Annotated in this window: 14 protein-coding genes; 13 read left to right on the top strand and 1 reads right to left on the bottom strand. The window is 67.8% G+C overall.

From position 1 onward, the window contains the following. Nucleotides 1–14: 14 nt before the first annotated feature. Entirely contained in the window at nt 15–1,199 is a 1,185-nt protein-coding gene (locus LK996_RS06340; RefSeq protein ID WP_230526278.1) for an alginate export family protein, read from the bottom strand. 204 nt (nt 1,200–1,403) lie between these two features. Here LK996_RS06340 and nirK point away from each other — a divergent pair, with 204 nt between their 5' ends. The 13 genes from nirK (at nt 1,404) to LK996_RS06275 (ending at nt 13,380) form a co-directional block, all read left to right on the top strand. Then, on the top strand, nt 1,404–2,912 hold the full coding sequence (nirK, locus tag LK996_RS06335; RefSeq protein ID WP_230526277.1) for a copper-containing nitrite reductase: 1,509 nt from the start codon (nt 1,404–1,406) through the stop codon (nt 2,910–2,912). A 1-nt stretch (nt 2,913) separates the two neighbouring features. Then, the gene (locus LK996_RS06330) at nt 2,914–3,720 is read left to right on the top strand and encodes a formylglycine-generating enzyme family protein (protein ID WP_230526276.1); all 807 of its coding nucleotides are present in this window, start codon (nt 2,914–2,916) and stop codon (nt 3,718–3,720) included. Then, nucleotides 3,717–4,313 carry an SCO family protein gene (locus tag LK996_RS06325; RefSeq protein ID WP_230526275.1) on the top strand — a complete coding sequence of 199 codons (597 nt, stop codon included), beginning with the start codon at nt 3,717–3,719 and terminating at the stop codon, nt 4,311–4,313. Before LK996_RS06330 ends, LK996_RS06325 begins: the two co-directional genes overlap by 4 nt. 224 nt (nt 4,314–4,537) lie before the next feature. Continuing rightward, nucleotides 4,538–6,016, top strand: coding sequence for a cytochrome-c oxidase, cbb3-type subunit I (ccoN, locus tag LK996_RS06320; protein ID WP_255656403.1), 1,479 nt, complete (start codon nt 4,538–4,540; stop codon nt 6,014–6,016). Between the two features lie 11 nt (nt 6,017–6,027). Beyond that, nucleotides 6,028–6,663 carry a cytochrome-c oxidase, cbb3-type subunit II gene (ccoO, locus tag LK996_RS06315; protein ID WP_230526274.1) on the top strand — a complete coding sequence of 212 codons (636 nt, stop codon included), beginning with the start codon at nt 6,028–6,030 and terminating at the stop codon, nt 6,661–6,663. 1 nt (nt 6,664) lies between these two features. Next, on the top strand, nt 6,665–6,808 hold the full coding sequence (locus LK996_RS06310; protein ID WP_230526273.1) for a cbb3-type cytochrome oxidase subunit 3: 144 nt from the start codon (nt 6,665–6,667) through the stop codon (nt 6,806–6,808). Next, entirely contained in the window at nt 6,805–7,743 is a 939-nt protein-coding gene (gene ccoP / locus LK996_RS06305; RefSeq protein ID WP_230526272.1) for a cytochrome-c oxidase, cbb3-type subunit III, read from the top strand. The genes LK996_RS06310 and ccoP overlap by 4 nt, the downstream gene beginning before the upstream one ends. Then, complete coding sequence (locus LK996_RS06300) at nt 7,743–8,027, top strand: hypothetical protein (protein WP_230526271.1); 285 nt, start codon at nt 7,743–7,745, stop codon at nt 8,025–8,027. Before ccoP ends, LK996_RS06300 begins: the two co-directional genes overlap by 1 nt. A gap of 3 nt (nt 8,028–8,030) precedes the next feature. Next, on the top strand, nt 8,031–9,581 hold the full coding sequence (locus LK996_RS06295) for a 4Fe-4S dicluster domain-containing protein (RefSeq protein ID WP_230526270.1): 1,551 nt from the start codon (nt 8,031–8,033) through the stop codon (nt 9,579–9,581). Beyond that, nucleotides 9,578–10,081, top strand: coding sequence for a FixH family protein (locus tag LK996_RS06290; protein WP_230526269.1), 504 nt, complete (start codon nt 9,578–9,580; stop codon nt 10,079–10,081). The genes LK996_RS06295 and LK996_RS06290 overlap by 4 nt, the downstream gene beginning before the upstream one ends. Further along, entirely contained in the window at nt 10,078–12,492 is a 2,415-nt protein-coding gene (locus LK996_RS06285; protein ID WP_230526268.1) for a heavy metal translocating P-type ATPase, read from the top strand. Before LK996_RS06290 ends, LK996_RS06285 begins: the two co-directional genes overlap by 4 nt. Beyond that, nucleotides 12,489–12,671, top strand: a complete 183-nt coding sequence (ccoS, locus tag LK996_RS06280; RefSeq protein WP_230526267.1) for a cbb3-type cytochrome oxidase assembly protein CcoS — start codon at nt 12,489–12,491, stop codon at nt 12,669–12,671. Before LK996_RS06285 ends, ccoS begins: the two co-directional genes overlap by 4 nt. Then, complete coding sequence (locus LK996_RS06275) at nt 12,661–13,380, top strand: sulfite exporter TauE/SafE family protein (protein WP_230526266.1); 720 nt, start codon at nt 12,661–12,663, stop codon at nt 13,378–13,380. The genes ccoS and LK996_RS06275 overlap by 11 nt, the downstream gene beginning before the upstream one ends. Nucleotides 13,381–13,425 lie beyond the last annotated feature (45 nt).

The following is a 13,425-nucleotide window of genomic DNA, read 5'->3' as shown; positions in this document are numbered from 1 at the left end:
CCGGCGCGCGTCGATCAGTGCGCCCACTCGAGTTGCATCCAGAGTTTCGTCGTATCGCGCGCGAAGCCGTCCGCCTCGTAATCGGCGAGCTTGAACATGCCCTTGAGCTTGCTGCCGACGGGGAACGCGAACGACGCGTTCCACTCGCTGCCGTAACGCCCGCCGACATCGGCCCGGTAGTCGTGGAAGGCCAGGATCCACTCGCACTTCGCGCAACCGGCCTTGCCGACGAGGGACGCGTAGCGATCGTCGAGGCCGCCGGGCGGCGTCGCGCCCGCGAACTTGTCGGCCCAGCCGTTGAACGCATGCAGCGTCCCGAGTGGGGTCTGCAACGCGTGGCGCCCATCGCCGCCGAGATGCTCGATGCCGGCGCGCACGGTGACGTCCTGCCACGCGTACGCCGGTTCGATCAGCCAGTAGTCGTGCGAGAACGACAACGGATTGTCCGCGTAGTCGGATTGGTGCGCGTATTCGGCGGCGAGCGCGAAGCCCGGGCCTTCGCCGAGATTCATGCGCAGGCCGTACGTCGCGGTGGAAGCGGTCGCGACGTCCTGGTCGTCGTGCAGCAACGCATACCCGCGCCATTGCATCGATGCGCGCGGCACGAACAAGGCTTCGATCGCATGCGTCGTCAGATCGCGTTCGCGTGCCAGCGGATCACGCGCGTCGTCGCCGTTGACGCGATGCACGCGGTCCAGGAACGCGTAGCGCAACGCCCATTGCTTCGACGGCTTGGCCTCGAACGACAACGCATCGAAGGTCTGTTCGTTCTGTCGCCAGCCGCTGTTGCCGAGCCAGCGCTGGTTGCCGTACTGCACGCGCTGGCGCCCGAGCGCCGCCTGCACGCGATCGGACTTCCACGCGACGTACGCCTGGTTCAGCTCCGCGTCCTGCGGATCGGCGATCACCGGGTAGCCGATGCGCCCGTTCGCGCCACTGTCGTAGTCGCCCGTGGCGGCGATGCCTTCGCCTTCGAGCAGCGCCGACCAATGCGTGCCCCAGTGCGCGCGCAAGCCGAGACGCAGGCGCAACGTCGTGGCATCCGAGTCGTTGGGAAATGCGGCGTCGTCGACCGACTCGTGTCGCAGCCGCGCGTTCCATTCCAGGTCGAAGGGCGCGGGCTCCGCGGGTTTGTCCTGCGCCATTCCGACGAACGGCAGGCAAGCGGCGAGAGCGACGGCAGTGCGTTGGAGGTGCATGTGTTTTCCCCGGTGTTTTCGCTACGCACAAGGTCGAACCGGGCGGTTTTCGCGACCTTGACCCGGATCAAGCCAACGCGGTTGGCCGTTTCCATCAGCCACCGGAGTTGATCTGGATCAGGAAACGCAGCGCAAGGCAGCGCGATCCTGCACCCGAAGGGCGCATCCGCCCCCACGCAAGTCCACGCAAGGGGAAACACCATCATGGCTGACCGCTTCCGTACCTGGGCCCTCGCTGCCGCCTGCGCGTTCGCGCTGGTCGCATGCGGCGGGGCCGACAAGACCGCACCCGTCGCGAAAGACGCCGACAGTGGTGGCTCGCTGAAGGGCGACATGGGCCCGCCGCAGGGGCCCGACATCAAGGCCGTCGTGACGGCGCCACCGATGGTACCCCCCGCTACCGGAAGGAAGACACCGGCGCGCGTGATCGTCGAACTCGATGTCGTCGAAAAGGAAATGCCGATCTCCGAAGGCGTGACCTACACCTTCTGGACCTTCGGCGGCACCGTGCCCGGCAGCTTCATCCGCGTGCGCCAGGGCGACACGGTCGTCTTCCACCTTCGCAACATGCCGGACAGCAAGATGCCCCACAACATCGACCTGCACGGCGTGACCGGGCCGGGCGGTGGCGCGGCATCGAGCTTCACCGCGCCGGGCCACGTGTCGCGCTTCAGCTTCAAGGCGCTCAACGCGGGCCTGTATGTCTATCACTGCGCGACCGCGCCGGTCGGCATGCACGTGGCCAACGGCATGTACGGCCTGATCCTGGTCGAACCGCCGGAAGGCATGCCGCCGGTGGATCGCGAGTACTACGTGATGCAGGGCGACTTTTACACCACGGGCAAGTATCGCGAGAAGGGCCTGCAGCCCTTCGACATGGAAAAGGCGATCGAAGAGCACCCGACCTACGTGCTGTTCAACGGCATGGAAGGCGCGCTCACCGGCGACAAGGCGCTCAAGGCCAACACCAACGAAACCGTGCGCCTGTATGTCGGCAACGGTGGACCGAACCTCGTCTCCAGCTTCCACGTGATCGGCGAGATCTTCGACAAGGTGTGGTTCGAAGGCGGCACGCGCTACAACGAGAACGTGCAGACCACGCTGATCCCGGCGGGCGGCGCGGCGATCATGGACTTCCACGTCGAAGTGCCCGGCAGCTACATGCTGGTCGACCACTCCATCTTCCGCGCGTTCAACAAGGGCGCACTCGCCGTGCTCAAGGCCGAAGGCGCGGAACGCAAGGACATCTACTCCGGCAAGGAAGTCGATGCCGTGTATCTCGGCGATCGCGCGCAGCCCAGTCTCGCGGCGGTCGAGAAGGCGACCGAAGCGGCCTCCACCGGTGCGCTCACCGTCGAGGACCAGGTGAAAGCGGGCCAGGCGTTGTTCGCTGGCACCTGCTCCACCTGCCACCAGCCGGAAGGCCAGGGCATGGAAGGCGTGTTCCCGCCGCTGGCGAAGTCCGACTACATCGCGGCCGATCCCAAGCGCGTGCCGAACGCGATCCTGCACGGCCTCGTCGGCAAGGTCACGGTCAACGGCAAGGACTACAACTCCAACATGCCGCCGATGAACCAGCTCACCGACGACGAAGTGGCGAACATCTCCACCTACGTCCTCAACAGTTGGGGCAATCCGGGCGGTCACGTGACGAAGGAAGAGGCCGCCGCGATCCGCGCGGCAAAGCCGGCCAACGCTTCCGAGGGTCACTGAAATGTGTCGCGTCGCCGCCGGTAGCCTGGTGTTCGCATGCATCGTTGCGGGGGCGACGATGGCGGCGGGCCCGGCGGCGTCGCGCGCTTCTGCAAGCATGTATGCCGGATTGCCCGGTGGTTCGTTCAAGACGGCGCTGCGCTACGACGATGCGAAGGGCAAGGCCGTTCGCATCGCACCGTTCGCGCTGATGCGCACGCCGGTGACCAACGGGCAGTTCCTCGACTTCGTGCGCAAGCATCCGGAATGGAAGCGCGGCGACGTGGCGGATGTCTTCGCCGAATCCCGCTACCTGCAGCATTGGGAAAGCGCCGACAAGCTCGGCGCGAATGCGCGCGCGGACCAGCCCGTCACGTGGGTCAGCTGGTTCGCCGCCGATGCGTACTGTCAATCGATCGGCGCACGCCTGCCGACCTGGAACGAGTGGGAATACGCGGCCGCGGCGGACGAAACACGCCGCGACGCACGCAGCGATCCCGCATGGCGCGAGCGCATCCTCCGCTGGTATTCCCGACCTTCCAACGAAGCCTTGCCGCGCGCCGGCCTGCAGTCGCCGAACGCCTACGGCGTGCAGGACCTGCACGGCCTCGTGTGGGAATGGACCGACGATTACTCCGCGTTGCTCATAGCGGGCGACAACCGCGACCAGGGCGACCCGGACAAGCTGAAATTCTGCGGCGCCGGCGCATTGTCGATGGACGACCGCGAAAACTACGCCGTGCTGATGCGCGTGGCGATGCTCTCTTCGCTCGAAGGGCGCGACGCCACCGCCAACCTCGGATTCCGTTGCGCCAGGAGCGCACCATGACATCGATGAAGACGTTCACCGCGCGCGCGGCGATCGCGCTTGCTGCAGCCACGCTCGCATTCATCGCACCGCTAGCCACGGCCGGCAAACCCGCGCCGCTCCCCGGCGACTCGGTTTACAAGCTCGCCTTGCCGCTCACCGACGCGCAGGGCCGCACGCAGGACTGGAGCACCTTGCAGGGCAAGCCGCGCGTGGTCGCGATGTTCTACACCTCGTGCCAGTACATGTGCCCGCTGATCGTCGAATCGGGCAAGGCGGTCGAACGCGCGCTGCCGCCGGCTGAACGCGCGAAGGTCGGCGTCGTGCTCATCAGCCTGGATCCGAAGCACGACACGCCCGCGCAGCTGAAGGCGATGGCGAAACAGCGCCATGTGGACCCGACGCAATGGACGCTCGCCGCGCCCGCGCCCGACGACGTGCGCAAGGTCGCGGGTGTGCTCGGAGTGCGCTATCGCGAACTCGCCGACGGCAACTTCAACCACACCAGCGCGCTGGTGCTGCTCGATGCGAAGGGGCGCATCGTCGCGCGCACGGAGCAGGTGGGTGCGAAGCCCGATCCGGAGTTCGTGAAGGCGGTGCGCGCGCAGCTGTAACGGGGAGACATGTAACGCGGGCGCGTGAACGCGCCGGGGCGCCGGAGACGGCCGGATTCCGACGAGCGGAGTCCGGCAAACCTTTCCATCCCCCGTTGGATTCAGAATCCGGAACGCGGCCCCCGCCGGCGGAGAGCGCTGCTTCGAAAAGCGCGATTTGATCCGGATCAAGGTGGCCGGGGCCCGTGTTCGCGAGACTGCGCGCACTCACAGCGGGGACCCCCATGAACGATGTCGTGCTTCCGACTGCAACCGTGGCGACCGATGCCTCGGAGGCGCCGCGACGCGTCGCCTACAACGACAAGGTCGTACTCCAGTTTTCCCTCGCGACGATCCTCTGGGGCATCGTCGGCATGGCCGTCGGCCTGTTCATCGCCGCGCAGCTGTATTGGCCGACCCTGGCTGAAGGCATTCCCTGGCTGTCGTACGGCCGCTTGCGACCGCTGCACACCAACGCGGTGATCTTCGCCTTCGGCGGCAGCGCGCTGTTCGCCACCTCGCTGCACGTCGTGCAACGCACGTGCGGCGTGCGCCTGATCTCCGACAAGCTCGCGAGCTTCGTGTTCTGGGGCTGGCAACTGGTGATCGTGTCCGCAGCGATCACGCTGCCGCTCGGCATCACCCAGAGCAAGGAATACGCCGAACTCGAATGGCCGATCGACATCCTGATCACGGTCGTCTGGGTCGCATACGGCTGGCTGTTCTTCGGCACGATCGCCAAGCGCACGGGTCGCCACATCTACGTGGCGAACTGGTTCTACGGCAGCTTCATCATCGCCATCGCGCTGCTGCACATCGTCAACAACATCGCGCTGCCGGCGAGCTTCACCAAGTCATACATCGTCTACACCGGCGCGGTCGACGCGATGGTGCAGTGGTGGTACGGGCACAACGCGGTCGGTTTCTTCCTGACCGCCGGCTTCCTCGGGATGATGTACTACTACGTGCCGAAGCAGGCGCAGCGTCCGGTGTATTCGTATCGCCTGTCGATCGTGCACTTCTGGGCGCTGATCGCGGTGTACATGTGGGCCGGCCCGCATCATCTCCAATACACCGCGTTGCCGGACTGGGCGCAGTCCCTCGGCATGGTGTTCTCGCTGATCCTGCTTGCGCCGTCCTGGGGCGGTGCGCTGAACGGCATCCTCACGTTGTCGGGCGTCTGGTACAAGCTGCGCACCGACCCGATCCTCAAGTTCCTCATCGTCGCGATCAGCTTCTACATGATCGCCACCTTCGAGGGGCCGATGATGTCGATCAAGACGGTCAACTCGCTGTCGCACTACACCGACTGGACGGTCGGCCACGTGCACGCCGGCGCACTCGGCTGGGTGGCGATGATCTCGGTCGGCGCGATCTACGCGATGCTGCCGCGCCTGCTCGGGGCCGAGCGCATGTACTCGATCAAGTGGATCGACGCGCACTTCTGGCTGCACACCCTGGGCGTCGTGTTCTACATCGCATCGATGTGGATCGCCGGCGTGATGCAGGGCCTGATGTGGCGCGCGACCAACGCCGACGGCACGCTGACCTACAGCTTCGTCGAAGCGCTCAATGCCACGTATCCGTACTACCTGGTCCGCTTCAGCGGCGGCGCGCTCGTGCTCGCCGGCATGTTCCTGATGGCGTTCAACACCTGGAAGACGTACGCCACCGCGAAGAACCCGGCGACGGGTAACGCGCTCGCCGCCAATGCTCCTGCATGAGACCTGATCGCATGGATACCGAATCCGACAAGCCGCACAACGCGCACGAGAAGATCGAGAAGAACATCGGCCTGATGGCGGTGCTGATCGCCGTGGTCGTGTCCTTCGGCGGGCTCGCGGAAATCGTGCCGCTGATGTACCAGGCCGACACGATCAAACCGCTGCCCGGCGTGAAGCCCTACCCGGCGCTGCAGCTCGCGGGCCGCGACGTCTACGTGCGCGAAGGTTGCTACAACTGCCACTCGCAGATGGTGCGCACGCTGCGCTTCGAAACCGAACGCTACGGCCACTACTCGCTGGCCGGCGAATCGGTCTACGACCATCCGTTCCAGTGGGGCAGCAAGCGCACGGGGCCGGACCTCGCGCGCGTCGGCGGGCGTTACTCCGACGACTGGCATCGCATCCATCTCATCGATCCGCGCGCGGTGGTGCCCGAGTCGAACATGCCGTCGTTCCCGTGGCTCGAACACAACACGATCGATGGCCAGGCGATCACCGCGCACATGCGCACGCTGAAGACAATCGGCGATCCGTACACCGACGACGAGATCGCGAACGCGGCGAAGGACGTCGCGGGCAAGACCGAACTGGACGCCGTCGTCGCCTACCTGCAGGCGCTCGGCCGTCACGCACCGAGGGGGAACTGACATGGTGGCCGGCATCGTGACCGCGTTGTTGCTGGCGGTGTTCATCGGCGGATGGGCCTGGGCGTGGAGCCCGCGCCGCCGCGAAGCGTTCGACAAGGCCGCGCGCCTGCCGCTGCAGGAAGAACGCGAGGAGGACGCACGATGATGACTCCCGGATGGTCGTGGTACGTGATCGCGCTCGTCGTCATCAACATCGTCGGCTGCGGCTGGCTGTTGTGGTGGACCGCGAAGCGCCGTCCCGGCGACCCGAAGCCCGAAGACACCAGCCACTACTGGGACGACGGCGACATCACCGAATACAACAAGCCGCTGCCGAAGTGGTGGATCAACCTGTTCTGGATCACGATCGTGTTCTCGATCGGGTACCTGCTGTATTTCCCGGGGCTCGGTGCATTCGCGGGCGTCGGCGGATGGACGTCGAGCGGGCAGCATGCGATCCAGAAGGCCGCGGACAACGCGCGGCTCGATGAAACGTTCGCGCCGTATCGCGGCAAGTCGATCGACGTGCTCGCGCAGGATCCCGCGGCGCGACGCCTCGGTCGCGCGATCTTCAACAACACGTGCGCGACGTGCCACGGCTCGTCCGCGCAGGGCGCGGTCGGTTATCCGAACCTCACCGACGACATCTGGCATTGGGGCGGCAGGCCCGAGCAGATCCTGGCGACGGTGATGAAGGGCCGCGAGGGCGTGATGCCGGAGTGGGGCAAGGTGCTCACCGGTCTCGGCGGCGAACATGCGGTGAGCGACGTCGTCGCCTACGTGCGCGCATTGCCCGATCCCGCGCGCCTGATGCAGAACAACTACGGCGCCGCGCGCGGCAAGCCGCTGTTCGAGGCGGTATGTGCGAGTTGCCACGGCGTCGACGGCAAGGGCAAGCAGGACCTCGGCGCGCCGGATCTCACCGACGACTACTGGTTGTACGGCAGCGACAGTGCGAGTTTGTACGCGACGATCGCCAAGGGCCGCCACGGCAGCATGCCCGCGCACGAGCAACTGCTCGGCGAGACGCGCGCGCGCCTGGTCGCCGCCTATGTCTGGTCGCTGTCGAATTCGCAGGCCACGGCGGCGGGAGCGCAGTGATGAACGCGACCTTCGACCATCCGCCGCGCCCGATGGCGCAACGCATCGGTGCGATCGCGTGGCCGAGCTTCTTCGCCGCGGGCGTGGCGACGATGGTGTTCTTCGCCTTCGTCGATCCCATTGCCTTGCGGGACATCACGTTCCCGCGCATCGCGGTGGGACGCGAGCTCGGATATACGATCGGGTTCTTCCTGTTCTGGGCGGCGACCGCGTCGTCGAGCCTGTTCACGTGGTGGCTGCTGCGGCCGGGTAGCCGCTTCAACCGTCCGCTGCCGGGGCGCTGAGCCATGTCGAAGGCGATCGACCTGGCGCTCGTCGAAGAGGCGGGGACGTTCTACGTCAGCGAGCGCAAGGTGTACCCGCGCGATGTGTCGGGACGCTTCGTGCGCCTGCGCATCGGCGCGGTGTTCTGGCTGCTCGGCATGTTCTACCTGTTCCCGTGGATGCGCTGGGACGGGCGGCAGGCGGTGTTGTTCGACCTGCCGGCACGCAAGTTCCATGTGTTCGGGCTGACGTTCTGGCCGCAGGACTTCCTGTTCCTCGCGTTGCTGCTGATCGTCGCGGGCGTCGTGTTGTTCTTCGTCACGGCGATCGCGGGGCGGTTGTGGTGCGGCTACGCGTGTCCGCAGACGGTGTGGACCGAAGTGTTCCTGTGGATCGAGCGCGCGATCGAGGGCGACCGCAACGCGCGCATGAAGCTCGACGCATCGCCGTGGTCGGCGCGCAAGCTCGTGCGCAAGGGCGCCAAGCACATCGCGTGGGTGGTGTTCGCGTTGTGGACCGGCTTCACCTTCGTCGGGTTTTTCACGCCCATCCAGGATCTCGGCTCTCGCATCGTGCCGTTCCAGTGGGGCGGGTGGGAAACCTTCTGGGTGTTGTTCTATGCGTTCGCGACCTGGGGCAACGCAGGCTTCCTGCGCGAGCAGGTGTGCAAGTACATGTGTCCGTACGCGCGCTTCCAGGGCGCGATGTTCGATCGCGACACGCTGCTGATCGCCTACGATCCAATGCGTGGCGAACCGCGCGGCCCGCGTCGGCGCGGCCTGCAGAGCGTGCTCGAACGCGCGCGCGGGCTGCTGGCGCTCGATGTCGCCACCGACTACGTGCGCCGCGCGGCGCTGAATCCGACCACCGCCAACGCCAACCTGCAGGCGCGCGGCACGATCACGTTCGAGGCCGGCGAAGTCGCGCCGATGCCGAAGTTCGAAGTCGCCGAGCTCGGCGACTGCATCGACTGCACGATGTGCGTGCAGGTGTGCCCGACCGGCATCGACATCCGCAACGGCCTGCAGTACGAGTGCATCGCCTGCGGCGCGTGCGTGGACGCGTGCGATGAAGTGATGGGCAAGATGGGCTACCCGCAAGGGTTGATCCGCTACACCACGCAGCACGCGGTCGACGGCAAGTCCACGCGCGTGTTGCGGCCGCGCGTGTTCATCTACGGCGGCATCCTGCTCGCGATGATCGTCGCGTTCGCCGTCGGCATCGCCTCGCGCGCGCCGTTCACCGTCGAAGCGTTGCGCGATCGCAATGCGCTGTATCGCACGACGGCAGACGGCATCGAAAACAGCTACACGTTGAAGATCGCGAACAAGCGCGACGAAGCGCGGCACTTCGCGGTCACCTTGGTGTCGGGCACGCAGGGGCTCGTGCTGCGCGAGTCGCCGACGATCGAAGTGCCGGGCGGCGAAGTCGCGTCGGTGCCGGTCACCGTGTTCGCGCCGTCCGCGAGCGTCGCCGGCCGCAAGGATCTGCGGTTCGAAGTCTCCGCCCTCGACGGCGAGAAGCGCACGACGCAGATCGTCGAGAGCACCTTCTTCGGGCCGGTATCGCGATGATCGAACGCCCGCCACTCGCACCGTGGCGCCAGCCGCTGGTGTGGCTGGTGTTTTCGCTGCCGGCGCTGTCGGTGGTGGCGGGCCTCGCGCTGCTGTGGCTCGCCGAAGGTCCGATCGACGCCGTCGCCGATCCGGTGAAGCGCACCGCGCAGGTGCAGGACACCGACCTCGCGCCCGACCTCGAAGCACGTCGGCTGGGATTGTCCGCGCAGGTGCGCCGCGTCGGTCGCGTGTTCGACGTGGTGCCCGCGGGCGAGGGCTTCGATCGCGCGGTGCAGCTCGAACTCGTGCTGCGTCATCCGGTGATCGCGGCGGAAGACATGCGCATTGCGCTCACGCCCTCGACGACGGGGTGGAGCGGCCATGTCGAATCCTTCGACGAGGGCCACGACTGGCTCGTCGAACTCGCGCCGATGGATCGCAGCTGGCGCCTGCGCGGTCGCTGGGAGGCGCGCGCCGCCGGCGCCGATGTGCAGCCGGCGCTCGCGAGCGCGCAATGAACACGATTGCCGCCGGTGTCGGGGACGCACGCGTTGTCGATGCGTCGCTGTGCTTCCATTGCAGCGAACCTCTGCCCGCGCACGCGCCGCGCCTGTCGATCGAAGGCGTCGAACGCGGCTTCTGCTGCGACGGATGCGCCGCCGCCGCGCAATGGATCCGCGACGCGCGCCTGGACGACTACTACAAGTTGCGCACGACGCACGCGGGCCGTGTCGACCCCAATGCCGACGACCTGTCGTGCTGGGATCGCGAAGACATCCTCGCAGCGCACGCGCGCGCGATCCCCGGGGGCCGCGAACTCGTGCTGCTCACCGACGGCATGCGCTGCGCCGCCTGCGCATGGCTCATCGATCGCGCGTTGCGGCGCGAGCCCGGTGTGCTCGAGGTTTCGGCGAACGCGGTCACCGGCCGCATTCGCCTGGCCTGGGACCCGACGCGAACGTCGCTGTCGAAACCGCTGCGTCGCCTGTTGTCGCTCGGCTATCGACCGTGGCTTGCCACTGGCGTCGATCGCGAAGGTGCGCGCGTGGCCGAACGCAATCGCGCGCTGCTGCGCCTCGGCATCGCCGGCCTCGGCGCGGTGCAGGCGATGATGTTCACCGAAGCGCTGTACCTCGACACGGAAGGCGCGATGTCGATCCCGATGCGCGACTTCCTGCGCTGGGTCGCCTTCCTCATCGCGACCCCCGTCGTGTTCTATTCGGGCTGGCCGTTCCTCGCGGGTTGCGCGCGCGAACTGCGCGAGCGCCGGCTCGGCGCGGACACGCTGGTCGCGACCTCGGTGTTGCTGGCGTATTTCGCCAGCCTGTACGCCACGCTCGTCGGTGCGCCGCATGTCTGGTACGACGCGGCGGTGATGTTCGTGTTCCTGTTGCTCGGCGCGCGCATGCTCGAACAACGCGCGCGCACTGCCGCGAGTGCCCGCGTGGATGCGCTGGCGCGTGCGCGGCCGGCGTTCGCGGTGCGCGAGCGCGACGGTGCGCGCGAAACGATCCCGCTCGAGGCGCTGCAGGCCGGGGACATCGCCTGCGTCGCGGCCGGCGAATCGGTCCCCGCCGACGGCACGTTGCTCGGCACCGAAGCCTGGTTCGAGGAATCGATGTTGACCGGCGAATCGCGGCCCGTGCACAAGCGCGACGGCGATGCCGTCTTCGCGGGGACGGCGTGTCGCGAAGTGCCGGCGCGCGTGCGCGTCGCGGCGACCGGCGCGGCCACGCGCCTGTCGCAACTCGCGGCGCTGGTCGATCGCGCACAGGCGCATCGCCCTGCGATCGCGGCGACCGCGGATCGTGTCGCGATGGTGTTCGTCGCCGTGTTGCTGATCGTCGCGGCGATCGTCTACGTCGCGTGGCAAGCCCACGCACCGGAACGTGCGCTCGATGTCGTGCTCGCGTTGCTCGTCATCAGCTGCCCGTGCGCGTTGTCGCTCGCGATCCCCGCCGCGCTCGCCGCCGCCAACGGCGCGCTCGCGAAGATGGGCGTGCTGCCCGTTGGCGCGGATGCGCTGGATCGGCTCGCGCGCATCACCGACGTGGTGTTCGACAAGACCGGCACCCTGGGCGATGCGACGCCGGCGTTGGCCAGCGTCGAGACGTTCGACGGATACACGCGCGACGAGGCCTTGCGCATCGCCGCGGCACTGGAACGCGACAGCCGGCATCCGCTCGCGGCGATGTTCGCGCCGTTCGCGCACGATGCGGTGTCCGCTCGCAACGTGCGCAGCGTGCCGGGGCAGGGTGTGCGCGGCGTCGTGGACGGCACCGAGTGGCGCCTCGGTCACGCGCGTTTCGCAGCGGGGCCCGGTGACGACGGCGCGCTGTGGCTCGGCGACGGACACCACGCGATCGCACGCTTCGAAGTGCGTGAAGCCCCACGCGCGGATGCGGCCGCGACGCTCGACGCACTGCGCACGCAGGGTCTCGCGCTGCATCTGTGCAGCGGCGACGGACAGGTCGCCGTCGATCGCTTCGCGCACACGTTGCGGTTGGAGGAAGCGCATGCGCGCCAGACGCCCGAGCAGAAGCTCGCGCGCGTGCATGCGTTGCAGGCGCGGGGCCGCGTCGTCGCGATGGTGGGCGACGGCCTCAACGACGCGCCGGTGCTCGCAGGCGCGGACGTCTCCATCGCGGTCGGCGACGGCGCGGCGCTCGCGCAGCGCGCCGCCGATCTCGTGCTCGCGACGCCCGCGTTGCATCGGATTCCCGACGCCATCGCGCTCGCGCGCGACACGCGCCGCATCATTCGCCAGAACCTCGCGTGGGCCGTTGGCTGGAACCTCGTCGCGTTGCCGATCGCCGCGATGGGCCTCGTCACGCCGTGGATCGCCGCGCTCGGCATGGCGCTGTCCTCGCTGACGGTGACGCTCAACGCGTTGCGCCTGGGCCGCCGACACGATGGGGTACGCGCATGAGCATCCTCCTGCTGCTGGTTCCGCTCGCGCTGATGCTGCTGATCGTGGCGATCGCGGCGTTCGCGTGGGCCGTGCGCGGTGGACAGTTCGAGGATCTCGAAACGCCTGCGTTGTCGATCCTCGCCGACGACGAACCGCCCGTCGCGAACGAATCCCCGGAGCGCCGCGATGACGCTTGACTGGCTCGTGCTCGGCGGCGCCTTGCTAACCGGCCTGCTAGGCGGCGCGCATTGCGCGGCGATGTGCGGGGGCATCGCAACGGGTTTGTCGGTCGGCCAGCGCAGTACGTGGTGGACCGCCGCGCAGCCGAATCTCGGCCGCATCGCCGGTTACGTGATCGCGGGTGCATTGGCCGGCGGCGTCGGTTCCGCGTTGCTCGGCGTCGTGCGCATGCCCGGCCTCGTCGTCGCATCGCGCGCGGCCGTCGGCATCGTGCTCGTGCTCGCGGCATTGCGTTTGCTCGATCGCAGCGGGCGCTTCGCGTTCCTCTCCGTGCCGGGTGCGCGCCTGTGGCAACACGTGCGCCCATTGCAACGTCGATTGCTGCCCGCCGACACCGCGGCCAAGCGCATGAGCCTGGGCGTCTTGTGGGGCTGGATGCCGTGCGGCCTCAGCACGCAATTGCTCGTCGCCGCGTGGTTGCAGGCGAGTGCGTGGCACGGCGCGCTGACGATGCTGGCGTTCGGACTCGCGACGCTGCCCGTGATGTTGCCGCTGACCTGGGCCGGCGCGCGTTTCGGTCAACGCCTGCAACGCGGCGGTTGGCGCATGGCGTCGGCGATGGTCATCCTGTTCGCGGGATTGGCGACGCTCGCGGGGCCGTGGCTGGTGCACGTGCCTGCGGTGCATGGCGCGCTCGAAGCGCTCGGATGCCGCAGCGTCGCCTGATGTCGCAGCGTCGCCGGAAGTCGCAGCGTCGCCCGAAGTCGCGCG

Origin of the sequence: Noviluteimonas lactosilytica (assembly GCF_020866925.1) — a bacterium.
GTDB lineage: Bacteria > Pseudomonadota > Gammaproteobacteria > Xanthomonadales > Xanthomonadaceae > Noviluteimonas > Noviluteimonas lactosilytica.
Note: the sequence above shows the minus strand (reverse complement) of the source record. Positions and strands in the feature narration are given on the sequence as shown.